This is a genomic window from Anaeromonas frigoriresistens (assembly GCF_016820655.1).
GTDB classification, from domain to species: domain Bacteria; phylum Bacillota; class Clostridia; order Tissierellales; family SIT17; genus Anaeromonas; species Anaeromonas frigoriresistens.
Window position 1 is genome coordinate 100,371 of the sequence record NZ_WSFT01000040.1, and the last position, 25,082, is coordinate 125,452.

The 25,082-nt window shown below is 27.7% G+C and carries 18 protein-coding genes; 16 read left to right on the plus strand and 2 right to left on the minus strand.

The genetic code is table 11. The annotated features are described in order from the left end of the window. The first annotated feature begins 46 nt into the window (after nucleotides 1-46). From GOQ27_RS11565 to GOQ27_RS11605, 9 genes are all read left to right on the plus strand, one after another. Nucleotides 47-3,223, plus strand: a complete 3,177-nt coding sequence (locus GOQ27_RS11565; RefSeq protein ID WP_203367022.1) for a PD-(D/E)XK nuclease family protein — start codon at nucleotides 47-49, stop codon at nucleotides 3,221-3,223. After that, entirely contained in the window at nucleotides 3,189-6,524 is a 3,336-nt protein-coding gene (locus GOQ27_RS11570; protein WP_203367023.1) for a UvrD-helicase domain-containing protein, read from the plus strand. The genes GOQ27_RS11565 and GOQ27_RS11570 overlap by 35 nt, the downstream gene beginning before the upstream one ends. A gap of 121 nt (nucleotides 6,525-6,645) precedes the next feature. Continuing rightward, nucleotides 6,646-7,422: a helix-turn-helix domain-containing protein gene (locus GOQ27_RS11575; protein ID WP_203367024.1), complete on the plus strand. Its 777-nt coding sequence runs from the start codon at nucleotides 6,646-6,648 to the stop codon at nucleotides 7,420-7,422. A 256-nt stretch (nucleotides 7,423-7,678) separates the two neighbouring features. Continuing rightward, on the plus strand, nucleotides 7,679-9,460 hold the full coding sequence (locus GOQ27_RS11580; protein WP_203367025.1) for a hypothetical protein: 1,782 nt from the start codon (nucleotides 7,679-7,681) through the stop codon (nucleotides 9,458-9,460). A 130-nt stretch (nucleotides 9,461-9,590) separates the two neighbouring features. Next, complete coding sequence (locus GOQ27_RS11585) at nucleotides 9,591-11,177, plus strand: Na+/H+ antiporter NhaC family protein (protein ID WP_207751304.1); 1,587 nt, start codon at nucleotides 9,591-9,593, stop codon at nucleotides 11,175-11,177. 142 nt (nucleotides 11,178-11,319) lie between these two features. After that, complete coding sequence (locus GOQ27_RS11590) at nucleotides 11,320-13,056, plus strand: ABC transporter ATP-binding protein (protein ID WP_203367026.1); 1,737 nt, start codon at nucleotides 11,320-11,322, stop codon at nucleotides 13,054-13,056. Between the two features lie 61 nt (nucleotides 13,057-13,117). After that, nucleotides 13,118-13,768, plus strand: a complete 651-nt coding sequence (locus GOQ27_RS11595; RefSeq protein WP_203367027.1) for a hypothetical protein — start codon at nucleotides 13,118-13,120, stop codon at nucleotides 13,766-13,768. Between the two features lie 238 nt (nucleotides 13,769-14,006). Further along, the gene (locus GOQ27_RS11600) at nucleotides 14,007-16,259 is read left to right on the plus strand and encodes a glycoside hydrolase family 31 protein (protein ID WP_203367028.1); all 2,253 of its coding nucleotides are present in this window, start codon (nucleotides 14,007-14,009) and stop codon (nucleotides 16,257-16,259) included. Nucleotides 16,260-16,329: 70 nt separating this feature from the next. Continuing rightward, entirely contained in the window at nucleotides 16,330-16,755 is a 426-nt protein-coding gene (locus GOQ27_RS11605) for a hypothetical protein (protein ID WP_203367029.1), read from the plus strand. Nucleotides 16,756-16,801: 46 nt separating this feature from the next. On the opposite strand, the gene GOQ27_RS11610 is transcribed toward GOQ27_RS11605, so the two are convergent. Then, nucleotides 16,802-17,038, minus strand: coding sequence for a hypothetical protein (locus GOQ27_RS11610; protein ID WP_203367030.1), 237 nt, complete (start codon nucleotides 17,036-17,038; stop codon nucleotides 16,802-16,804). A gap of 177 nt (nucleotides 17,039-17,215) precedes the next feature. Between GOQ27_RS11610 and GOQ27_RS11615 the strand changes: the two genes are divergently transcribed. Together GOQ27_RS11615 and GOQ27_RS11620 are read left to right on the plus strand one after the other, a co-directional pair. After that, nucleotides 17,216-17,749: a phosphatase PAP2 family protein gene (locus GOQ27_RS11615; protein WP_203367031.1), complete on the plus strand. Its 534-nt coding sequence runs from the start codon at nucleotides 17,216-17,218 to the stop codon at nucleotides 17,747-17,749. Between the two features lie 288 nt (nucleotides 17,750-18,037). After that, nucleotides 18,038-19,246, plus strand: coding sequence for an MFS transporter (locus tag GOQ27_RS11620; protein ID WP_203367032.1), 1,209 nt, complete (start codon nucleotides 18,038-18,040; stop codon nucleotides 19,244-19,246). Between the two features lie 11 nt (nucleotides 19,247-19,257). Here the strand turns inward: GOQ27_RS11620 and GOQ27_RS11625 are convergent, their stop codons facing one another. Beyond that, a complete protein-coding gene (locus GOQ27_RS11625; protein WP_203367033.1) occupies nucleotides 19,258-19,815 on the minus strand; it encodes a hemerythrin domain-containing protein in 558 nt (185 codons plus the stop codon). Nucleotides 19,816-20,068: 253 nt separating this feature from the next. On the opposite strand from GOQ27_RS11625, the gene GOQ27_RS11630 reads away from it, so the two are divergent. The 5 genes from GOQ27_RS11630 to GOQ27_RS11650 all read left to right on the plus strand — a co-directional run bounded on the left by GOQ27_RS11630 (nucleotide 20,069) and on the right by GOQ27_RS11650 (nucleotide 25,053). Next, entirely contained in the window at nucleotides 20,069-22,174 is a 2,106-nt protein-coding gene (locus GOQ27_RS11630; RefSeq protein WP_203367034.1) for a ribonucleoside triphosphate reductase, read from the plus strand. Nucleotide 22,175: 1 nt separating this feature from the next. After that, complete coding sequence (locus GOQ27_RS11635) at nucleotides 22,176-22,865, plus strand: anaerobic ribonucleoside-triphosphate reductase activating protein (RefSeq protein WP_252187818.1); 690 nt, start codon at nucleotides 22,176-22,178, stop codon at nucleotides 22,863-22,865. A gap of 334 nt (nucleotides 22,866-23,199) precedes the next feature. Then, nucleotides 23,200-23,571 carry a GntR family transcriptional regulator gene (locus GOQ27_RS11640; protein WP_203367035.1) on the plus strand — a complete coding sequence of 124 codons (372 nt, stop codon included), beginning with the start codon at nucleotides 23,200-23,202 and terminating at the stop codon, nucleotides 23,569-23,571. Next, nucleotides 23,564-24,259, plus strand: a complete 696-nt coding sequence (locus tag GOQ27_RS11645; RefSeq protein ID WP_203367036.1) for an ABC transporter ATP-binding protein — start codon at nucleotides 23,564-23,566, stop codon at nucleotides 24,257-24,259. Before GOQ27_RS11640 ends, GOQ27_RS11645 begins: the two co-directional genes overlap by 8 nt. After that, nucleotides 24,259-25,053: a hypothetical protein gene (locus tag GOQ27_RS11650; protein WP_203367037.1), complete on the plus strand. Its 795-nt coding sequence runs from the start codon at nucleotides 24,259-24,261 to the stop codon at nucleotides 25,051-25,053. Before GOQ27_RS11645 ends, GOQ27_RS11650 begins: the two co-directional genes overlap by 1 nt. Nucleotides 25,054-25,082 lie beyond the last annotated feature (29 nt).

A 25,082-nucleotide genomic window follows, 5' to 3' on the forward strand; every position in this document is an offset into this window, starting at 1 on the left:
TCACTATATCTAGTATAATTATATTAATAACAAAATGGAGGCTATTATGGGAGAAAAAATAGTATACTTTGGAGATATAAATAATAAATATAACGAGACCTTGATTGATAAAGCCAAGAAGTACATCAGAGAAAGTAATTGTGAGAAGTTTTATTATATACTACCTTCAGGAAATCTACTTAATGTTTATAGAAAAAGATTATTAGAAGATACCTTTGGAGCATTGAATCTGAATGTTATAACATTTGATGATGTAGTTAATAAGTTTGTTAATCAATCTTTATATACTAAAATTGATGATGGAATTAAGGAAACAATAATATCTAATATAGTCAGTAGCCTTTATGAGGATGGTAAAATTAATTATTACAAAAAACAAGTGGAGAATCATGCTTTCATACAGTCATTAGTATATATTATCGGAGAAATAAAGAGATCCTTAGTAACAGTTGATGATATAAAAAATGGTATTAAGGAGGATATGAAATATACTGAGGTTTGGAATATATATGAAAAGTATCAGGATTTCTTAAAGGAAAATAGTTTATTAGACAATGAAGAAGTATATATGATGGCATCTAATAATTTGGAAAATAGCTTGGAGATATTTAAGGAACTAGATAGTGTTATTATTGATGAATTCTTTGATTTTAGGCCTCAAGAATTTTATATAATAGATGCATTATCAAAACTTGACATAGATATCTATATAAATATTCCGTATAAATTTGATAAGGATTTTACTACTATAAAAGATACCTTAGATAATTTGAGTAATCTTGGATTTTCAATAGTTAATATAGAAAATAATAGTATGGATTATTTTGATAAATTATCTTATAGATTATTTTCTCAAAATAACAAGCTTAATAAAACTACAGAACAAATTAAGCTTATAAAGGCTGATAATATTGAGTTAGAAATTCATAGAATAGTTGATGATATAAAAGAAACAATTGATAAAGGAGTAGATCCAGAGAAGATTGGTATTATTACTAATTATATAGACCTTTATAAAGATATAATCTATAAAGAATTAGATGAATGTAGAATTCCTTGTTCTATAAATAAAAATAAAAATATGATTGATATTCCAATAGCTAAGTACATATTAAATTTATTGAAAGTAAAGATATCTAAATATGATATTGAGAATGTAATTGAATTATTGAAGTCTAACTATCTAAATATTGAATTAGACCTAGATAAGGATATAGCAGAAAACATACTCTATGATATACATATTAAATATCCTAGAATAGATATAATGTCCGCATTAGATAAAGAAGTTAATAATCTTGAATATAAATCTAAAGCTAATGATAATGAAAAATATAGTGAAGAATTAAAAAAGATAAATATTATAAAAGAGGTTTTAGACAATATTATTGAAGATATAAGTACTATACCTAATAGTTCTAATATAAAAGATACTATAGAAATAATAAAAAGTATATTATTTAAATATGGTCTTGGTGACAATATCGCACAGTTATACGAAATTCATAAAATTGATGAAATTTATTATAGGGATATATATTTTGTAAATAACCTTAATACTATATTTGACAAATTGAAGACTACTGTAGATATTACTATAAAAGGTAAAGTTAAAATTAAAGAAGTGTATGACATATTATTTAGACTGTTTTCTGATGAAGAACTTACAATTAAGAGAGGAAATAAAAAAGGAGTTCAAATGATAACCCCCTCTACTTCTAGAGGATTAGAATTTGAGAAAATATATATAGTAGGGCTAAGAGAGGGGAAATACCCCAAGAAACATAATAGCAATTGGTTTTTCAATGATAGAAATAGGGAAGTATTCAATAGTGTTGGGATTAAATTGAAAAACTATAGAGAGATATATGATAAGGAAAGCCTATTATTTTCCATAGCAATCTCTAGAGCAACAAGAGAATTAGTATTAACATATTCGGGAGAAAAGGGCAGTGATTCCTCCATACCATCAATTTTTGTAGAAGCGGTATTAAATAAAATTGATGGTAAAAATGTTGAGGATAAACTTAAGTATGAAGAGGTAAATATTAATTATTTATTAAAAGAAGATTTAACAAAGGCTGCTAAGCCATCTGATGTACTAAGAAGTCTTATGTTTAAGCATTATAATGGACAGGATATTTTAGATGTTGCAAATATGTATAATTCTATAGATAACTTATCAATTTCTGATATTTATAGAAATATATCTGTAGAAGATAAGAGATATTCAAAGAATTTCACTGAGTATGATGGCTGTCTAAATGACCCTAAGGTAATATGTGAAATAGATACAGCAACAGATAATATTTATAGTATTACTCAATTAGAAACTTATGGTGATTGTCCAATGAAATACTATTTTAAATATATATTAAAAATAGATATTAATGAAAAAGACATAGAAGATTTTAATAGTATGGATAAAGGAAACATATATCATAAGGTTTTAGCAGATTATTACTCAATATACAAAGAAAAAATCTATAGATATATTGATGGAATGTCATCAGACATGTCAAATTTAGATAAGGATATTCATAAAATTTTTATAAGAGTAGTACAAAATGAAATTGGAGTTAAAGATATTCAGGGCATATGGAAACTAAGAATAGAATTTATGCAAAAAATTATTATAGATTTAATAAAGAAAGATATCAATAGGTTAAAAGAAAAAGGATTATATCCCCATTCCTTTGAATCTAAATTTGGTTATGATGGAGATTTTCAAATTCAAACTGAGGATAATGTAGTTAAATTATTAGGAAAGATAGACCGAATTGATGTAAGAGGAAATGAAGCAATAGTTTATGATTATAAAACTTCCTATGGAAAGAGTATTAAGGATATTTTAGATGGGACAAGTCTTCAAATACCAGTATATTTAATGGCGCTTAAAGCTAAAGGCTACAATCCTATAGCCGGGGGATATATCACAATAAAAGATGGTGGATATTCTCATCCTATGGTTAAAAGGGAAAGTATCAATTTAGTAGATGAGAAAAAATCACTTAATGATGAAGAATGGCAGCAGGTAATAGAAACTACTAAAGCTAAAATTAATAAGTACATAAATGGCATTAAATCAGGAGATTTTAAGGTGAAACCTACTAATTGTAGTCCTTATTGTCCTTTTAAAAATATTTGCAGATATAATAAGGAAAGAATCCAATTAAAGGAGGAAAAAGATGAGTCTTACATCAAGTCAACAGAGGGCTGTTAATACGATAGATAAGAATTTATCCGTTAATGCTGGAGCTGGTAGCGGGAAAACAAGAGTTTTAGTAGAGAGATATATTAATATATTGGTTAATGGGAAGTTAGAAAAAAGTAAAGAGGTTGATTCTATAGTAGCTATAACCTTTACTAAAAAAGCTCAGAGTGAGATGAAAGAAAGAATAAGAACGGAACTTAGCGATAGAATTAAAGTAAATTCTAACTGGAAGAGAATATATGAAGACTTAGAAAAAGCTAATATCTCTACTATTCATGGGTTTTGTTCTAAGATACTGATGGAAAACCCTATTGAAGCTGAAATATATCCAAACTTTGGAATCTTAGAAGAATATCAAAAAACAAAATTCATCACTGAAATATTAGAAGATATTTTAATAAATGGCTCAGTAAAACAAGATTATATTTATAAATTTTTGCAGTATTTCACTCCTTTTTCAATAGATGAGTCTATACATTCTGAAAATATAATTACCACTTTAAAAAATATATATCTAAAAATTAGAACCACTGGGATGAGTATAGATGAAGTCAAAGACATAACTTTAAAAAGTATTGATAATTTAAATATTGATACTGATAAAATACCTTCTATAAAAAATGATATTTTATATTTAATGGATAATGCACCTAAAAACTCAAAAATTTCGAAACTTAAACAAGATAGTGTTTGGTTAGAGTATTATAATAGTGATTATACAGAGATAAATGAAAATATATTATTAAAACTAAGTTATATAAAAGATAACTTAGGAAGAAATAAAAAATTACAAGAAGATATAGATAATGTAAAGATGGATATAGATTCTCTATTAAAAGCTATAGAAAAAATAAATAAAAATATTTATAGTTCAGTATTTAATATATTAATAGAGTTAGATGAAAAGTATACTTTAAAGAAAAAAGAAGTGAATTCCTTAGATTTTGAAGACTTGCAGCTTTTGACTTTAAAATTATTAGATAATAAAGATGTATTAAATTATTATCAAAATAAATATAAATATATAATGATAGATGAATTTCAAGATACAGACAACCTTCAAAAAAATATATTATATAAATTATGTAGTAGAAATCATAGTTTAGATTGTAATAATTTATTTGTAGTAGGCGATCCTAAACAATCAATATATCGCTTTAGGGGAGCAGATTTATCAGTGTTTGATGAAGTATCTAAAGATATATCAAAAGATTCTAATGACCTATTAATATCATTAAATGATAATTTTAGAACGATAGATACTGTAATGAAAGTTATAAATGATTTTTTTATTAACCTAATGAAAGATAAATATGAAATATTAAAACCAAATAAAAATAAAACATCAGCCATAGATATTGACGTAGAGATACTAAAAAATGATGATATTACTCCATCGGAAGAAGAATCCCCTAGTGAATTTCATAAGAAGTTTGAAGGAGATATCATTGCTAGGCGTATTCAACAGTTAGTGAAGAATGGAGAATATAATTATAAGGATATTGCTATATTATTTAGATCAACAACTAGTGTATCCATATATGAAGAAAAACTAAAAGAGTATGGAGTACCCTATACTAATGTTTCTGGAGGAGGACTATTAGAGACTCAGGAAGTATTAGATATTTTAAATGGACTAAGAGTAATAAATAATAAATATGATTTTGTATCTCTTGCTGGATTCTTAAGAAGTCCCATGATAGGAATTTCAGATGAAACTTTGTACTGGATATTTAAAGATAAATCTAAGGAAATATTAGAGGCCTTAGTAAATTGTGAGGTCCAAAATAAAGAAAAGCAAAAGATAGAAAAGGCCTATAATATAATATACAAGCTTAATAAGCTTAAAAATGTATTAGATATAAATAGTATTATAACAGAACTTGTAAATCAAACTAATTATGTAGAAACAAATATGCTCCTTTTTGGTAATACTCAAAAAATGGCTAACATATATAAATTTATTCAATTAGCAAAAGAAATTCAGATAAAAGAAAAATTAGGATTAAGGGAGTTTCTAAATCATATTGGTGATTTATTAAAATATGGTAGTGATGCAACTCAAGCAGATGTAGAATCAGCCGATGGGGATACTGTGAATATAATGACTATCCACAAATCAAAGGGACTACAATTTAAAGTAGTGATAATTCCTGAAACATCTAAGATGTTTAGAAACAATAAATCTAATTTATTGTTTAATAAACTAAGAGGAATAGGAATAAAGCACCCTGATTCAAAGGGTAAACCTTCAAAAGAATTATCGCCTATATTCTCTGAATTATCCACTATAGATAATCAAGAAGAATCTGAGGAAAATAAAAGAATACTTTATGTAGCTATGACTCGGGCAGAAGAAAAATTAATATTAGGATGTCAAATTGCTGGGAAGAACTATAAAAATTCCTTTAAAAATATGATAGAAAATTATATTCCAGAAGAGAATATTAAATATATCAATAATATTGATATAGAAAAGAAAGATATAGTGAGAGTGAAGAGTATAGAAAACCAACATTTAAGAACTAAGAAAGTAAATAGTAAAGTATTTCCTCAGTTTAATGATCATAAATATTATGGAAAGAAATATTTTAACTCTTTTAGTGTGAGTCAATATATGACTTATAAGAAATGTAAACGTAGTTTTTATCATAATTATTATCAACAAAAACCGGTAATTAAATTTGACTTCCAAACTAGAGAAGATGAAAATAATATATCAATATCTCCTTTAGATAAAGGTTCAGTTATACATAAGGTGTGTGAATTATATAATGAGAATAATGAGATAACAGAATTAATAATAAATACTCTAAAAGAATATAATCTACCTGTTAAAGAAAATATAATAAAAGAAATAAAACCTTATATAGATAATTATGCTAAATTAAGTAAAGATGATTTAGATAAAATATACAAAGAAGTTCAATTTCACTATAATATAGGATTATCTAAGACGTTAGGTGTTATAGATAGAATAAATATTAATAATAATGAAGCTGAAATTATTGATTTTAAAACAAATAAAACAAATAATAAAGAATATTTATTAAAAGAATATAGTGCTCAAATCCAGCTATATACTACCGTAGTTCAAGATATATATAATTTAAAAGTGAAAAGAGCTGGTCTGATGCTACTTGAAACTGGAGAATTTTTAGAAATAGATATTTCTGACAAGAGTCTTAGAAATAATATAAAAGATATACAGCAATTTATAAAATTTGTAGAAATGAATAAGAAAATTGATGACTATGATAAAAATAAGATTAAATGTGAGTATTGTAGGCATAAGAAGGATTGTGATTAAGTAAACTAATAATTTAAATATTACATATATTAAATTATTAGTCCATTCGACAAGAAACGACAACAATTATCAGAAAATTATGCTAAATTATTAAGTACAAAGCGAAGTGGGGGGATGGACGATGGAAACCATAAGAATTTTAAGTCCAGGGGAGAGAATTAAAAACTTAAGAAAACAACTAGGAATTAAACAAGAGGAGTTAGCGGGGAGTAAGTTTTCAAAAAATTATATTTCAATGTTTGAAAATAATAAAAGAAATATTAATCCTATTAATGCTACCTATTTAGCTGATAGAATTAATTATATTTCTAAGGAAAAGGAAGTAGATATTTATATAACTGCTTCATATCTATTGAAAACTGAATCAGATATGGCAACTGAAGAGTGCAACCTAATATTTGAAGAAGTAGAATTAAATTATAATTTAACTACTACAGATAAACTACATAAAATTTTTACTGCAATACAGATAGCTAAGGAATATGGTTTATCAAACTATTATGGAAGAGGATTATACCTCTTAGGAAAATTATCTTTAAGTAATAAGATATATCATTGCGCAGTGACTCAATTTCTTGATGCTTTAGACCATTTTTCTAGATTAAATCAAATAAGCTCAGTTATTGAAACTCATAAGATGTTAGGAATCACCATGCTGTTAAAAGATGATATAGATAATGCGATAATACATCTTAATCTAGCAGAAAGTAATGTATTGGAATTAGAGAAGAGTAAAATAAACAATGATATTAGAGAAGAAATAGCCTACTATAGGGCATTATGTTATTTTAATAACAATGATATTATTAGGGCACAGAGTATATTAAATAAAGTTGATACCCATAATGAAAAGATAATGGTATTGAAGAATAAAGTTAAAGAAAATTTAGTCAGCTAAGAGTATCCTAGGATACTCTTTTTATTATGTTATTTTTTAGAATAAGAATACTGACTAATTTAGATACTATTACTGGTGATTAGTATGATTTTGATAGGAATTTTATCAATTATAGGTGGATTAGTAATATTAATTAATAAAGTCAAAATAAATTCTCAAATACAAATATCTGATGAATCTTATATCTTGTTAGGAGTATTCTCAATTATAGTTGGGATATTTTCTTTATTACATGTAATTATTTATGGGTGATATTATGAAAAAAAGCATTAGTATATTATTTACTCTAGTACTCTTATTTTTATCTAAAAATATTTATGCAGATGGTGAAAAAGTCATAATTATCCTTATGGACGAGCTAAATATAGAAACTATTCAAGATGTACAATCAGATAATAATATAGCTTTAGGACTTATGAATATAAAAGTAAAAGAGTATTTAAAGGAAGAGAGTATGTATAAGAGGTTAGATATAATTTTACAGGGCAGAAGAGTGAGAAAATCTGTAGAAATTCCCCGGGAAATCAAATCATTAGGAGAAATATTAAAAAAAGAGGGTAAAAGTATAGGCTTGATTGGAGAAGAAGATAGATTAAATAAGTTGTCAGATGTTGTAAGTCCTTTGTCTTATAAGAGGAGTATAGAAGCTAAAGATAAAGAAAATCTAAATCAACTAGTAAATGAATTTTTCACCAATAATGGAAACTTGTTATTAATAAATTTGAAAGATATGAATTCAAAATCTATAAATGAAGTTATTAAAAGAAATACAGAAAAAAGCATATTTATATTACCTATCAGTACGATAGATAATCAAAAAGAGAAACTTAATTATACTGTAGTCCCTATCCTCTATTATAAAGATAATAATGAAGGATTACTATTTAGCCAAACTACAAAAAGAAAGGGAATTGTAAGTAATTTAGATATATATCCTACAATACTTTCTCTATACGATATAAAACAAGAAAACATCGGAAATTCTATTAACATATTAGAACATAAAGAACCTCTAAAGTATATAAAGAAAGAATTAAATAATATAACTGATATAAATTTATTAAAATATCTATTTCATGGTATCTTAATATTTCTTCAGATATTATTTTTTATTATATATATAATCTATAAAAAAACAACTAGGCTTTCTACTTTTATTGGATATTTAATTTTATCTATATTTTTTTCAAGTTTCCTTTTAACACCTCTTATGAACATATTAAATATATACACATATCTCATCGGGATTTTTTTAATAGTAGTATTCATTATGATCAAAGCTAGAAAGAATACAAAAGTACCAATATATATGACCATCTTTATAAACTTATTTATTTTATTAGGTGTTTACTTTAAGAATGAATTACTCTATAACTCATATATTGGATATAATAATATTTTTGCTGGAGGAAGGTACTATGGAATTAATAATGAAGCAATGGGAGTATTATTAGCTACATCTATAATTGTTTTTTATAATATACAAGAAAAAATATTCGATAAGTACTCCAAAGGGATATCAATAATATATCTGTTGATAATTATACTATCATTTACCGGTATATATGGAGCGAATGTAGGGGGATTTATTACTTCTATCTTTATGAGTTATATTTTAATAAAGAACCTATTTTATAAAAATGTTAAGGTTAATATATGGTTAATTATATTCCTAATTATACTGGCCATATCTATAAATTTACTCATAGATAGATCCTTGGGAAATAAAAGTCATTTATCAAATCTCAGTTTAAATATTAAACAATTTGGTATAAATGAGTTAATAAACATTGTTAAAAATAAATTAGAGCAAGTAGCTTTTTTTGCTACTACATTTCCATGGTCTATTATATGGGTACTGAATTTCATTTTTTCTTCAATTATATTACATAGAGATAAAGATATTCATTTAAAAATAATTTACTTTACTTCATTGTTTGCTCTATTCATTAATGATACAGGGATAATAGCTTTTATTTATATGAATACATTTTTTATGTTGATTTATTTGAAAATTATAAATATTCAAAATAATTAAAGGAATTTAATGATTTATGGCGAATATTTATTAATTAAGGAAGGTTTAAAAAGAGGGGGAATGGAAAGGCATAAAGTATTTTTTAAAATCATAGCAAATATATGTCATAAATTTAAAAGGAGGAATTTATATGGACTATGGTTGGTTAGCGATAATACCACCATTGGTAGCGATTGTACTGGCTTTTGTAACAAAAAGGGTTCTAATATCACTATTTTTAGGTGTGTTTTCCGGAGGACTTATAATATCTGGATGGAATCCATTTTCAGGAGCTGCATATTCATTATCAGCAATAGTGGGATCTATTACGGATGAGTGGAATGCAAGTTTGCTATTATTTAATTTATTAATGGGATCAGGAGTTGCATTTATTTGGCGTCTAGGTGGAAGTGAAGCTCTTACTACTTGGGCTAGAAAAAGAATTAAATCAAGAAAAGCAGCTGGAGTAGGGGCATGGTTACTAGGTATAATAGTATTTTTTAATGACTATGTGAATGCTGCTATAGTTGGAAATGTATTTAGAGATATATCTGAGGAACAGAAAATATCTTCAGAAAGATTATCTTATATATTAGACTCTACAGCTGCACCGGTTGCTACTTTTTTCATATCTGACTGGATAGCATTTCAAATAGGCATGGTTAAAGCCGGAATGGATACAGCAGGTATAACTGGAATTTCTTCATTCCAAGGATATTTATATAGTATTCCATTGAATCTATATTGTATTTTTGCAGTGTTATTTGTTGGAATGCTAGTTATAACAGGTAGAGATTTTGGACCTATGCTTAAAGCAGAACATAGAGCAGTAACAGAAGGTAAAATTGTAAGAGATGGAGCTAAGCCAATGCTTGATGTTAATTATGAGCTTGGAGAGCCTAAAGATACTAAACCTATGTTAATTACCTTCTTTTTACCTTTAATAGTACTTGTTGGCGTAACATTGTTTGGATTCTGGTTTACTGGTGGTGGACCTGAAGGTGGTTCATTAATGGATATATTAGGAGCTTCAGATCCTGCCAAAGCATTATTATGGGGAGCATTTGCTATGACTCTTACCGGTATAGTAATGGCTATATCTACAAAGATAATGAACCTAGCAGAGGCAATGGATACATTTATAGATGGTCTTAAGCTTATGTTACTTGCCTGTGCCATATTAGTATTGGCTTGGAGTCTTGGTAGTATAACTGGTGAGATGGACTTAGCTGGATTTATAGTTAATTCATTACCGCAATCTCTACCATTTGTTTTTGTTCCTGTTACAATATTCCTATTAGGAATGTTAATATCTTTTGCAACCGGGACATCATGGGGTACAATGACAATACTTACTCCTATAGCTATACCATTAGCATACACATTAACAAATGATGTATACCTTTCCTTAGCTATGGCTGGAGTAGTATTCTCAGGAGCTATATTTGGAGATCACTGTTCACCTATATCAGATACAACAGTATTGGCATCTATATTCTCAGGTGCTGATCATATAGATCATGTAACTACTCAAGTTCCTTATGCATTAACTGCTGCAGGAGTAGCACTGCTTATGTATCTATTGTTTGGTTTATTTGAATTAACTCCTTGGATATTGATACCATTAGGTGTAATTATACTTTTTGGATTGATGTATGTACTATCAAATCACTCAAGACGTAAGTATGGTATAAATCCTAAGACTAAAAGAAAGATAAAAAAAGCTAAATCAAATTAATATAAAATATGAAATAAGGGATACCTTTTAGGTATCTCTTATTTTTATGAAATTTATTAGGGAGTCGAAATAATCTCATTGACATTAATCTTCAGAAGATTTAAAATTATATTTAGCGATATGCATCAGGGAGGGGTTAATAATGTTAAGAAAATTTGCATCCTATTATGGGCCACATAAAAAGTTATTTATATTAGATATGGTATGTGCTTTTTTAATAGCAGCAATTGATCTAGTATTTCCAATGGTTACTAGAAGAATTACAGATCAAATCATACCCAATGGTGAATTAAGATCATTGTATATAATAGCTGCTATAATGTTAGGTCTATTTGTAGTTAGAGCTATGTTAAATTATATTGTAGATTATTGGGGACATGTAGTAGGGACAAGAATGGAATATGATATGCGTGGAGACTTATTTTCTCATTTACAGACATTACCCTTTAGTTATTTTGATAAGAATAGAACAGGACATATAATGTCTAGAATGGTAAATGATTTGAGAGAGATATCTGAATTAGCTCATCATGGTCCTGAAGATTTATTCTTATCTATAGTAATGCTAATAGGTTCCTTTATATTAATGGCTAATATAAACTTAGGTTTGACATTAATAGTATTTGCCTTTATTCCATTAATGCTATTTTTTGCATTAAAGAAGAGAAAAAAAATGACCAATGCTTTTAGAGAGGTTAGAAAGAAAATTGCTAATGTAAATTCTCAATTAGAAAATAGTATATCTGGTATAAGGGTCTCTAAATCTTTTACTAACGAAGAGTATGAAATGGATAAATTTGCAGAAGGTAATACAGAGTTTAGAGTTTCAAGAGAATTTGCCTTCAAGACAATGGCAGAATTCTTTACAGGGATGAATTTTCTATCGAATTTACTTAACTTAGTAGTAATAACAGCAGGAGGAATATTTCTATTTAATAAATTGATAACCATTGGAGATTTATTAGCATATTTATTATTTGTAAATCTATTTATGCAACCTATTAGAAGACTTACTCAATTTACTCAACAATTTCAATCTGGTATGACAGGATTTGAAAGATTCATTGAAATATTAAATATTAAACCGGATATTGAAGATAGTCCTAATGCAAAGGGACTTGAAGAAGTTAAAGGAAATATTAAGTTTAACCATGTAACTTTCTCTTATGATGAAGAGGAAACAGTATTAAGTGAAATAAATTTGCAAGTAGATCATGGTAAAACTTTAGCATTAGTAGGTCCTTCTGGAGGGGGAAAATCTACTTTATGTCATTTGATACCAAGATTTTATGAAGTTAGTAGTGGCAATATAACTATTGATGGTATGGATATTAGAGATATAACTATGAAATCCTTAAGAAAAAATATTGGGTTTGTACAACAGGATGTGTTCCTATTTACTGGAACTATTGAAGAAAATATCCTCTATGGTAGACCTGATGCAACAGAGAAAGAAGTTGTGGAAGCTGCAAAAAATGCTAATATCCATGATTTTATTTTAACATTACCTGATGGATATAAAACATATATTGGAGAAAAGGGTATAAGATTATCTGGAGGTCAAAAACAGAGAATATCTATAGCAAGAGTTTTTCTTAAGAATCCACCTATACTTATTTTAGATGAAGCAACGTCAGCCCTAGATAATGAAACTGAAATTAAAATACAAAAAGCCCTAGAAGAATTATCAAAAGGTAGAACAACAATTGTTATAGCTCATAGATTATCAACAATAAAAAATGCAGATCAAATAGTAGTCCTTACAGATAAAGGAATAATAGAAAATGGAAACCATAATGAATTATTAGAAAATGATGGATTGTATTCTAAATTGTATAAGTCTCAATTTAAAGGATATATGCCTGATGAAGTAGCTTAAAATTGTTATATTGATCCTCCTCATGGGTATATAATATAAAAAGGTGAGAGGAAGTGTTTTTATGGCTCCTTCAATATCTAGAACTTCAAGAACTAAATACAGGATTCATAATAGTTTCGTTGAAAGAAGTCGACAAATAATGAATACTAGTGGTATAGATAAGGTTTCTCCATCTAATAGGACAGAGAATAATACATATAATTCTAATGCCAATCACTTAATTGCTTCAGATCAGTTTTATGATAATCTTGATAGATTAAAAGATGAGTATTATAGTTTCTATCATAATGAAATGAAATTAGAAAAGGCAATAAAGAATTTTCAAAGGGATAAAGAACATATTTCTAATAATATGAAGGAATTAATAAATAAATATAATGATGCTCTAAGGTCTTTAGAAGTTCTAGACAACGAATTTACAACAGATCATAATGAAATAATAAAAAAAACAGTTAGGAGCTATAGAAAATATTTAGTAGAATTAGGTATAAGAATAGAATATAATGAAAGATTAAGTATAGATACTAACAAATTTATAAGTAAAATAGAAAACTCTAATGATTTAGATTATATTATAAAGCCTCTTAGAGAATTAGTGGTAAAATTGTATAGAAGTTTTAAGTCTATAAAAGTACCTCAAAATAATTCTATTCAAGGTTATGATAATGATGACCTAGAGTATTCTGGGGTGTTAATTAATAAAAAGTATTAAGCTGTAGGGAAACCTACAGCTTTAAAATATACCTAAAACTTGAGAAAAAAGGATGCAATTATAATGGATGAACTTTAAAGTTGATATGTGGTTAGACATTGAAAAGCTGTAGAAATAAATGTATTGTGGTATAATACTCTTAGAAAAATGGAATGCTTTGCCCCAACCCTAGCTTGGTCAGTACCAGAAATACTAAAATATATACAAATTATCTAACTAAACTTAAGGAGGAGTAATTTTGATTAAAAAAACAACATATGGATATACCGTAGAAAAGGATAATGTATTTTTAGATGTAGTGTTCTATTCAGATAGTATTGTTAGGTTTTCATATTCTGAAGAGAATAAATTACCAGATAGCACGATAGCAGTTATAGCAAAGCCTATGAAAATGGATGTTGAACTTAAGGGACATTCTATAAAGACTAAAGATTTACAAATAAAGATAAACGAAAACTCTCTTACTGTGGAGATTTATGACATAGAAGGAAATCTAATTAATAAAGATAAAAAAGTAGATTTAAATAATATACAAGTTAGTAAAGAACTATTAGACGAAAAAGCGTTCTATGGCATGGGAGAAAAGTATGGATGGATTAATAAAATAGGTACAGATACTGTTAATTGGAATTCGGACGTCTTAGGGAATAGTCCAATACATACAGGTACTGTAAAAGAATATCATACATCAATTCCATTTTATATAGGGTTAAGTCAAAATCTTGCTTATGGAATATATTTTGATAATACATATAGAACATACTTTGATTTTGGCAAAAAAGTAGAAGATACTATTGATTTTAGAGCAGAAGATGGAAGAATAGATTACTTCTTTATATATGGACCTCAGCTGTCTAAAGTTGTCAGGGGATATAGTGATATTACAGGCAGTATGCCATTGCCTCGAAAGGATTTTTTAGGATACCAACAATGTAGATGGAGTTATGAAAACAGAGATGAGTTAATGACTGTAGCAAAGAAAATGAGAGAAGAGAATATTCCTTGTGACATCCTTTATTTGGATATCGATTATATGAAGGATTATAAGGTATTTACGGTAGATTCTGAAAAATTTAAAGAATTTAAAGAAATGAATGATATATTAAAAGGAATGGGTTATAAGCTTGTAGTAATTATTGATCCTGGTGTTAAAAAAGAAGAAGGATATAATGTTTATGATGAAGGGGTAGAAAAGGATTATTTTGTAAAGGACTCTAATGGAAAAATATATATTGGAGAAGTATGGCCAGGAGATTCAGCCTTTCCTGATTATTTAAGGGAAGAAGTAAGAAATTGGTGGGGAGAACTCCATAGAGAATTAATAGATTACGGAGTAGACGGGATTTGGAATGATATGAATGAGCCAGCTAATTTCTGTACAGAAGCAAAGACTATTCCTGAAAATACGATTCATATGGATGATAAAGGGCAGAGTAGAACTCATAAGGAAATCCACAATATATATGCTATGTTAGAAGCCCAAGGTACTTATGAGGGATTAAAAAAGATAAGCCCAAATAAAAGACCTTTTGTATTGACTAGAGCAGCTTTTGCTGGTACTCAAAGGTACGCTGCTTTATGGACTGGAGATAATAGTAGTATATGGGAACATTTAGAATCTAGTATGGCAATGTTTATGAATTTAGGATTAAGTGGATACTCATTTATAGGAGGAGATGTGGGAGGCTTTACCCATGATAGCAATGGAGAATTACTAACTAGATGGACTCAATTAGGTGCTTTTACTCCTTTATTCAGAAATCATAGTGCTAAGGGTACAATAAATCAAGAACCTTGGTGCTTTGGAGATGAAACTTTAGATATAACTAAAAAGTATATTAAATTACGATATAATTTTATAACTTATTTATATAATTTAATGAAAGATAGTAGTGATAAAGGAGACCCTGTATTAAGACCGTTGTTTTATCACTATCAAAATGATGAGAATACCTATAATATCAGTGATCAATTCATGTTTGGAGAGAATATTATGATATGTCCTATAACAAGACCAAAAACTAACCATAGGATGATATATTTGCCTGAGGGTAAGTGGTATGATTATTGGACACAAGAAGTTATCCAAGGAGGTAAATTCATCATTAAGAAAGCTGAGCTTGATACATTACCTATATATATTAAAGCTAGTTCTATTATACCTATGGATAAAATAACTAATTATATTGGTGAAGAAGATAATTCATTAGAAATACATTATTATTATGGTGAAAAAGGAAAATATAATTTATACTTAGATGATGGATTATCATTTGATTATAAAAATGGTAAATATACAGAAATAAAATTCGAGATAGAACCAGTTGATGAATATCTCACAATTAGTGGAGAAGTAATACATGAAGGATATGATATTCCTAATATTAAAATAGTAATTCATGGTTTTGTTAAAGGAAATAAAGTTACTATTGAAGGGGATAAATTAAACTTTGATAAAGAAAAAAGAGTAAGGTTAAATATAAATAAATAAAATTGATTCACCAATATGGCCTCCTTTACATAGGATAATATTGAATAATAAATGTAAAGGAGGCTTTCTGATGAATCAAGATATACTTTATCCAGAGATATACAGAAAAATATATCCTAAAGTTGAAGATACCATAATGAGATATTATCCTTATGATTCTCCTATGAATGAGATGCCCGCAGAGGAAGAAATTGATAAAATGATCGATGAAATATACGAAGAAGTGATTAATGATTATCCTGAAATAGAAGAGGATATAAGAGAAAGAAGAGTACTTAGTAGAGGTGTTACATCTCAACAAAGACCTTATTATGGAAGACGTAGACTTTTTAGAGACTTGATTGGTTTAACATTATTGGGATCATTATTTAATAGACGTAGACGTAGGTACCCATATTACCCAGGTTACGGTGACTATCCATACTATCCAGGTTACGGTAATTATCCTTATTATCCTGGATATGATAACTATCCATATTATCCCGGATATTATTAGTAAAATAGCAAAACAGATGACTCTTAAGAGTCATCTGTTTTTTATCTTATTTTAGATCATTATTTGACTTCTCATTTTTTATTTCTCTCCGACCCTGCATTCTTGCGTATTCTCTACCCATATATGGAGTGGCAGAGGATGTCATTAAACTAGTCATATTATACATAGGGAATCCAGTTACACTCATATATACTTTGTTAGTGGTAGAATCTTTAGAACTCGATTCTATTTTTTCCATTTCTCTAGCTTCGAATTCCTTCCCTGAACTTTTTTTATGAGTCATCAAATACCTCCATAAGATATTTATTAGGCAAATATTTGCCTAATAAATATTGTCTCCACTATATTAAAATAATATCGAAGGTGAGTTGAATTTATTTTAATATTCAGTCAGATCGATTTACTTATACAATATAATACCTTATAATTATTATAAGGACATACTGCAAAGGGGGACAACATGGGAAAAACTGCTAGTTTCATTCTTAATAAAGATAAAGAATTATTTTATTTAATAAATAAAAGTTTTAAATGTAAATTACTAGATATTTTAATGCCATATATAACTATGCTAGGAGGAGTTTCTGTATCAGCATCTATACCTTTGATATTGATTATATTAGGAAAAGGAAGTAATAGGATATTAGGATATGAGATACTTCTTTCTTTAACTATAAGTACTATTTTTGTTCAATTAATTAAACGAAAAACAAGTAGATTAAGACCTTATGATATATTTGATGATATAAATAATTTTAATATAGTTTTAAAAGATTATTCATTCCCCTCTGGACATACAACTGGAACCTTTTCTATAGCAATAGTGGTTGGAATGAACATACCTACATTTATGGTTAGTATAACAGCCCTAGCAATGTTAGTTGGGATATCTAGAATATATCTTGGTGTACATCATCCATCAGATGTTGCAGTAGGGATATTTTTAGGAAGTATAACTAGTTATATGATACATCCATATTTTATAATTCTTTAAGACCCTAGGGTCTTTTTTTATTGATTTTAATAATTTTCTATTGTTTAAATATTCTATTAATTATATAATAGAGGATGGAGGTGTAGTATATGCTATTGATTAGTTTAAGCTTAAGTAAAATTCTTACAATAGCTTGGATTGAAACATTTAATTTTGAGTTAAATAGGGGAAGTCTGTCTAAAATTAAATGTTATGTAAACTAATCAATGTAGAAAATAAATTTTAGATATTAAGTCTAAGTATTCTACTTAGTCTTTTTTTGTGTCTAAAATATCTAGGAGGATAATTATGGAATATAATAATAAATTATTAAACAATATAAAAAATAACTACATCTTTACATTTTTAGCTCGACTTGATTTAACTCAAGGGATATGGATGATATATTTAGCAACCCAGGGTATGAGTTTATTTCAATTAGGAATATTAGAGGGAATATTTCATGTAACTTCTTTTTTTATGGAGGTACCAACAGGAGTTATAGCAGATATTTATAGTAGAAAAGTAAGTAGATTATTAGGAAGGGTAGCAGCATTGATTGGTGTATTAATCTTACTGTTTTCTAATAGTTTCTACTTATATGCATTATCTTTTGTGTTTATAGCATTATCATATAACCTTGAATCAGGAGCGGGAGATGCCCTTATATATGACTCATTGAAGGAATTAAATAACGAAAATAAATATATGAAAATAAGTGGAAATAAAGAGTTGTTTTTTCAAATGGGAAGTTTTATAGCTTTCATAGCTGGAGGATACATAGCAACGAGAAGTTATAAAATAGCATTTATAATAACAGCTGTTATAACGATGATTACAATTATACAATCATTTTTCTTTACTGAACCTAATATAGAGTATAGCTTTAATAAAAAATTAAATATTTTTTCATCAATGAAAAATCAAATTGTAGAGAGTACCAAAATAATTAAAGGAAATAAAAAAATAGGATTCTTGATTATATTTGTTCAACTAATAGGTGCCTTTGCTACCAGCATGTTTTATTATCTTCAAAATTATTTGAAGGGAAATGGATATACTGAATTTCATATTGGAATTTTGTTTGCTATTTCATCTCTATTTGCTGCAATTATAGGATCAAAAACATATTTATTAGAAAGTAAAATAAAAGAAAGAGGTATATTATTAATTATGCCTATCATAGCCATAGTGTCTATATGGGGAATAGCTCTAACTAAATATTATTTTATCTATTATATTATATTAGTTATTGTTGAGAGTATTATATACATTGCTACAAATGATTATATAAATAAGCTTATACCTAGTGAAAGTAGAGCTACGATTTTATCAGTAACTAGTATGATATTTAGCTTATTTATGATCACTATTTTTCCTATAATAGGTAGAATAGGAGATGTATATTCCCTTAAATTAGCATTTAAATTATTAGGAGTGTTAGGAAGTATCTTAGTAATTATAAATACTTATGTGATGATTATAATTAAAAGAAAAGAAAAAATTAATGGATGCTAAGGGATTATCCCTTAGCATCCATATTTTTGATCTAACTTTTCAATTAAATCTAGATATTTTTTCTTCTTATCAAGATTCTTATCTTCATTTTCAAAAACTTCAAATTCTGAATTGAGGCGTTCTATAGTTTCCTTTGATAAATGTCTTGATGCATATTTATAAATAACATTATCCTCTTTATGAATATGGTTATTTAATAGATTAGCATAACCTATAGCATTAGCAATGATGTCTACTTTAGCTTCGTTACTACCTTTTTCATAGGCTTTTACAGCTATTTCTAAATTCATTACATAATTTCTGCCATAATCATGTTCTATAAACATTCCTCTTATGGGACCCTCACCAATATCTGATGATAATTCTTCTGACATATATTCAAATAACATATCCTCTTCCTTACCATGATGATATTTATCAGCATAATTTCTGATAAAATCAATAATGCTATAAAAATCTTCTATGTCTACTTCTTTACCTTCAACCATGTCTACACATATGCATCTAACAATTTTTAACACCCTTTTTATATTATTATGCTCATTAACTAAAACGTCAATTGAATTCATAAATATTCCCTCCCAATTTATTATCTTATTATAATTATACCAATATAAAGGATTTTTAATTGTGATTAGCATCATATTTTTAAATTTATTTAAAATATAAATTTAGTACCCTTGTACCAATTTGATAAAATTCGATATTTTTAGCTATAAAAACTGTATTTATTGGAAGAGAATAACTTTACAATGGATTAGGTATAATATACAATATATATGAATATATAGATGAAGGACCACAATATGAGGGGGTAATGGCTTGATTTCAAGAGTTCAGAAGAGAAACGGTGACATAGTTGATTTTGATTTAGTTAAAATTGAAGAAGCGATATTTAAAGCTGCAAAATCTATGGGTGGTAAAGATAGGGATGAGACTAGAAGACTTTCTAACATGGTGGAGAAAATATTAAATGAAGCCTATGGGGTAGGAATACCTAATGTTGAGGATATACAAGATATTGTAGAAAAGGTCCTTATTGAAGAAGGCCATGCAAAAACTGCAAAGGCTTACATATTATATAGAAATAAGCATGAAGAATTACGAGAGGTTAAAAATCTCTTCATGGATGCAGAGAAAATGATCGATGAGTATGTTTCATTTGAGGATTGGAGAATAAATGAGAATGCTAATATGGGATTTAGCCTTCAGGGACTTAATAATCACATAGTAGAGTCCATTACAAAAAAATATTGGTTAAATAAGATTTATACTAAAAAAATAAGAGATTCCCATATAAATGGAGATTTACATATCCATGATTTAGGGTTGTTGGCCCCATATTGCTGCGGATGGGATTTGGAAGCTTTATTAAGAAAAGGGTTTAGGGGAGCAAAGGAAAAAATAGAGTCTCGAGCACCTAAACATTTACAAGCATTATTAGGTCAAATAGTGAATTGGTTATATACATTACAAGGGGAAGCAGCGGGAGCTCAAGCTATGAGTTCTTTAGATACATATGCAGCACCTTTTATACACTATGATAACTTATCATATGATGAAGTAAAAAAACTTATGAAAGGTTTTATATTCAATCTAAACGTACCAACTAGAGTTGGATTTCAAACTCCTTTTACTAATATTACATTAGATATAACACCACACCCTATGCTGAAAAATACTCCAGTAATTATTGGTGGAAAATCAATGGATAAAACTTATGGAGAATTTCAGAAGGAAATGGATATGTTTAATAAAGCTTACTGTGAAGTTATGATGGAGGGAGATGGAGCAGGGAGAAGCTTTAGTTTCCCAATTCCTACTATAAATATAACTAATGATTTTCCTTGGAACTCAGAAGTGTCTAATAGCATAATGGAGATGACAAGAAAATTTGGTACTCCTTATTTTGCAAACTTTGTAAACAGTGATATGAATCCAGAGGATGTTAGAAGCATGTGTTGTCGCCTTAGGTTAGATAATAGGGAGCTAAGGAAAAGAGGAGGAGGACTATTTGGAGCTAATCCAATGACTGGATCTATAAATGTAGTAACCCTTAATATGGCAAGAATAGGATATATATCAAAGACAAAAGAAGAGTTTAAGAAAAGAGTTAGAGAATTAATGGAAACATCAAAGGAGATCTGTGAAGCAAAAAGGATAGTTCTTGAAAAGTATATGGAAGTGGGATTATATCCTTACTCTAAATTCTACCTTCAAGGCATTAAAGATAGTGAAGGAGAATACTTTAAGAATCATTTTAGTACTATAGGATTGAACGGAATGAATGAAGCCTGTATAAACCTTTTAGGAGAAGATATCACATCAGAAGAAGGTTTAGAATTTGCTATTGAAATAATGGATTTTATGAATAGAGTAATGCAAATATTCCAAGAGGAAACAGGCAGCCTATGGAATCTAGAGGCTTCACCAGCAGAAGGAGCAGCCTATAGATTTGCTAGAATGGATAAAAGAATGTATCCAAACATAATAACTCAGGGAGAAAAAGAACCCTATTATACAAACTCTACACAATTACCAGTGGGTCATACAAAGGATATATTTGAAGCTTTAGAGCTTCAAGAAGAATTACAAACTAGATATACTGGAGGAACAGTACTCCATGGATTTATAGGAGAAGAGATAGATAGCGTTGAGACGGTTAAACAATTACTAAAAAAAGGTTTTGCAAATAGTAAAATACCTTATCTTACTATTACTCCTACCTATAGTATATGTGAGGAACATGGATATATTAAAGGAGAGCAATTTAAATGTCCAGAGTGTGGCAAGGATACAGAAGTATGGACTAGAGTAGTAGGGTTTCATCGACCAGTTCAGTCATGGAATAAAGGAAAAAAACAAGAGTATAATGACAGATTAGAATTTGATGCTGGTCATAGCCTAAAAGAAGAGAAGGTTATATAGTATGAAAATGGAAATCTGTGAAATTGAGAAGAGTTCTTTCATTGATTATCCAGGTAAGATATCAACTATATTATTTATTAAAGGTTGTAATTTTAGGTGTCCTTATTGTCACAATTCACATATAATAAACAATAATAAAAATCCTTTAGATCAAGGATTAATAATGAGTTTTTTAAATAAAAGAAAAAAGTTCATTGATGCAGTAACTATAACTGGAGGAGAACCTACACTATATAATGAGCTATATGCTTTAATTAAGGAAATAAAAAAACAGGGATTTTCTATTAAACTAGATACTAATGGCACTAATCCTAAGATTATTGAAAAACTATTAGATAATAATCTAGTGGATTATATAGCAATGGATATAAAAACCTCATTTAAGAGATATGGAGATGTCACTAATGCATTAGTTGATATTAATAAAATAAAAGAAAGTATTCGCATAATAAAAAACTCTGATATAGACTATGAATTCAGAACAACAATTTGTAAAGAATTAATAGATAAAAATGATGTCTTGGAAATTGCAGATTATTTGAGAGGAAGTAAGAGATATATTTTACAAAACTTTAGAGATAGAGATACAGTACTAGATGGTAAAAATAAATTCTACCCCTATGAGATGATCAGATTAAAAGAAATAAAATTAGAAATAGAAAATTTATTTGAAAATTGTAAAATACGTTAAAAGAAGGTCAATGGAGTATACCCCATTGACCTTCTTTTTAATTTCTCTAGTACTTACTAATATTTACCATAGCCATAAGGCATGAATAAAACAACTAATAGCAAGAAAAAGAATAATAACTCGCTATTGCAACCATCAAATAATCCTCCTATACCACGTCTACCAGACATAAAAAGCCTCCTCTCAATTATGAGCTACTATTATTATATTTAGATGGGGTTATTTTAGTTACAACTAAATATAGATAATATTTTTTTAAAATAACTTATTGACAGTCTTATAAAATTAGTGTACTATTAAATTAATACAGTAAATCACTATAGGAGGTGATTAAATGGACTTTGATAATAATATACCAATATATGTACAAATAATTGATTATATTAAAGGAAATCTAGTCAAAGAAGAAATTAATGCCGGGGAAAAACTTATGTCTGTCCGGGAAATGTCAGAAAAACTTAAGGTAAACCCCAACACTGTACAAAGAGCATATCAAGAACTAGAAAGAGAAGAAATAACATTTACGAAAAGAGGTAAGGGTACATTTGTTACAGAAGATAACAATATGTTAATTAGATTAAAAAGAGAATTATCAAAGGAAATAATTAATTCTTTTATATCAAATATGAAAGAATTAGGATTTAATAAAGAAGAAATAGTAAGTATTATCTCAGAGGAATTAAAAGGGAGGGATCATGATGAGTAAGATTGTTGAAATGAAAGGTTTAAGTAAGAGTTATATGAATAAAATTGCTCTAAAAGATGTGAATTTAAATATTGAAAAAGGTAAGATATTAGGTTTGCTAGGACCTAATGGTAGTGGTAAAACAACAATGATTAAAATATTAATGGGAATTTTGACTCAATCTTCTGGTGAAGTTTATATAGATGGAAAAAAACCAGGAACAGGGACAAAGGCAATTGTATCTTATCTACCAGATAGAAACTTTTTGTATAAGTGGATGAAAGTAAAGGATGCAATAAATTTCTTTAATGACTTTTATGAAGACTTTGATATGATGAGAGCCAAAGAATTATTAAAATTCATGGAACTGGAAGAAAATATAAAAGTATCAAAGCTTTCAAAGGGTATGATAGAAAAATTACACCTGACTTTGGTCTTATCTAGAAGAGCTAAGCTATATATTCTTGATGAGCCAATAGCAGGAGTAGATCCTGTAGCTAGGGAGAAAATATTAGATGCTATAATTAACAATTACAATGAAGATAGCTCAATGATTATAACTACTCATTTAGTAAAAGACTTAGAAAGAGTATTTAATGAAGTAGCATTTTTGAAATATGGAGAAATAGTATTGACTGGAGATGTGGAAGAACTAAGAGTAGAAAGAGCTATGTCTGTAGATGAAATATATAGGGAGGTGTTCAAATAATGTTAAACTTTATGAAATACGAAATTAAAGGAAGTATAAGATATATTGGTATAATATTTATAACAATGATTTTATTAAGTACTTTTGTGTTAACCACAGCAGATATAAATAATGTTCCAAGAACTATAATTCTATCAGTAATAAGTCTTATGGGGGGAAATATAGCCATTCTAATACATTTTGTTAACTCCTTTAGTAAAGAAGTATATGAAGACAGAGGATACCTTACATTGACTCTTCCTATTTCCGGGGACAAAATAGTTTTATCAAAACTTTTAGTTACATTATTATGGTATGGGATATATAGTATAATACAATTTATTTTTATATATTTTATATTGAATAAATATTCTCAGATCTTAGAGCAACCAGTGTTTACTACAATGTTAAGCTATGGCAAGGAGATCATAAAGAGTCCAGAGATGATTCTACTTGTAATCTTAAGTATATTTCAGTTAATACTTTTTATAATGACTGTTTACTTCTCTATTGCAATAAGTAAAGCAGCTCTAGGTATTAAAAAGGTTGGTAAATTAATTGCGTTTATACTTTTTCTTTTATTAAATACTGGTATTAGTTATCTTAATGTTCTTATAGAAAGAGTTTTACCTTTTGGTGTACAATTTGATATTGGTAGATTTAGTGAGAGAAGTATAATGATGAATGATATTGCTATGAATGCTACTAATGAACCTTTTAGTATTAACATTCCATCTATAGCTTTAAATATAATACTATTCATTTTGTTCCTATTTACAACAGGATATATATTAGAGCGTAAAATAGACCTATAAAGATTAATCTTTATAGGTTTTTCCTTTTG

What these genes read in the sequence shown, in the direction of transcription:
- GOQ27_RS11565 (WP_203367022.1), top strand. Translation starts at nt 47, where the DNA reads ATGGGAGAAAAAATAGTATACTTTGGAGATATAAATAATAAATATAAC.
- GOQ27_RS11570 (WP_203367023.1), top strand. Translation starts at nt 3,189, where the DNA reads ATGAGTCTTACATCAAGTCAACAGAGGGCTGTTAATACGATAGATAAG.
- GOQ27_RS11575 (WP_203367024.1), top strand. Translation starts at nt 6,646, where the DNA reads ATGGAAACCATAAGAATTTTAAGTCCAGGGGAGAGAATTAAAAACTTA.
- GOQ27_RS11580 (WP_203367025.1), top strand. Translation starts at nt 7,679, where the DNA reads ATGAAAAAAAGCATTAGTATATTATTTACTCTAGTACTCTTATTTTTA.
- GOQ27_RS11585 (WP_207751304.1), top strand. Translation starts at nt 9,591, where the DNA reads ATGGACTATGGTTGGTTAGCGATAATACCACCATTGGTAGCGATTGTA.
- GOQ27_RS11590 (WP_203367026.1), top strand. Translation starts at nt 11,320, where the DNA reads ATGTTAAGAAAATTTGCATCCTATTATGGGCCACATAAAAAGTTATTT.
- GOQ27_RS11595 (WP_203367027.1), top strand. Translation starts at nt 13,118, where the DNA reads ATGGCTCCTTCAATATCTAGAACTTCAAGAACTAAATACAGGATTCAT.
- GOQ27_RS11605 (WP_203367029.1), top strand. Translation starts at nt 16,330, where the DNA reads ATGAATCAAGATATACTTTATCCAGAGATATACAGAAAAATATATCCT.
- GOQ27_RS11610 (WP_203367030.1), bottom strand. Translation starts at nt 17,038, where the DNA reads ATGACTCATAAAAAAAGTTCAGGGAAGGAATTCGAAGCTAGAGAAATG.
- GOQ27_RS11615 (WP_203367031.1), top strand. Translation starts at nt 17,216, where the DNA reads ATGGGAAAAACTGCTAGTTTCATTCTTAATAAAGATAAAGAATTATTT.
- GOQ27_RS11620 (WP_203367032.1), top strand. Translation starts at nt 18,038, where the DNA reads ATGGAATATAATAATAAATTATTAAACAATATAAAAAATAACTACATC.
- GOQ27_RS11625 (WP_203367033.1), bottom strand. Translation starts at nt 19,815, where the DNA reads ATGAATTCAATTGACGTTTTAGTTAATGAGCATAATAATATAAAAAGG.
- GOQ27_RS11635 (WP_252187818.1), top strand. Translation starts at nt 22,176, where the DNA reads ATGAAAATGGAAATCTGTGAAATTGAGAAGAGTTCTTTCATTGATTAT.
- GOQ27_RS11640 (WP_203367035.1), top strand. Translation starts at nt 23,200, where the DNA reads ATGGACTTTGATAATAATATACCAATATATGTACAAATAATTGATTAT.
- GOQ27_RS11645 (WP_203367036.1), top strand. Translation starts at nt 23,564, where the DNA reads ATGAGTAAGATTGTTGAAATGAAAGGTTTAAGTAAGAGTTATATGAAT.
- GOQ27_RS11650 (WP_203367037.1), top strand. Translation starts at nt 24,259, where the DNA reads ATGTTAAACTTTATGAAATACGAAATTAAAGGAAGTATAAGATATATT.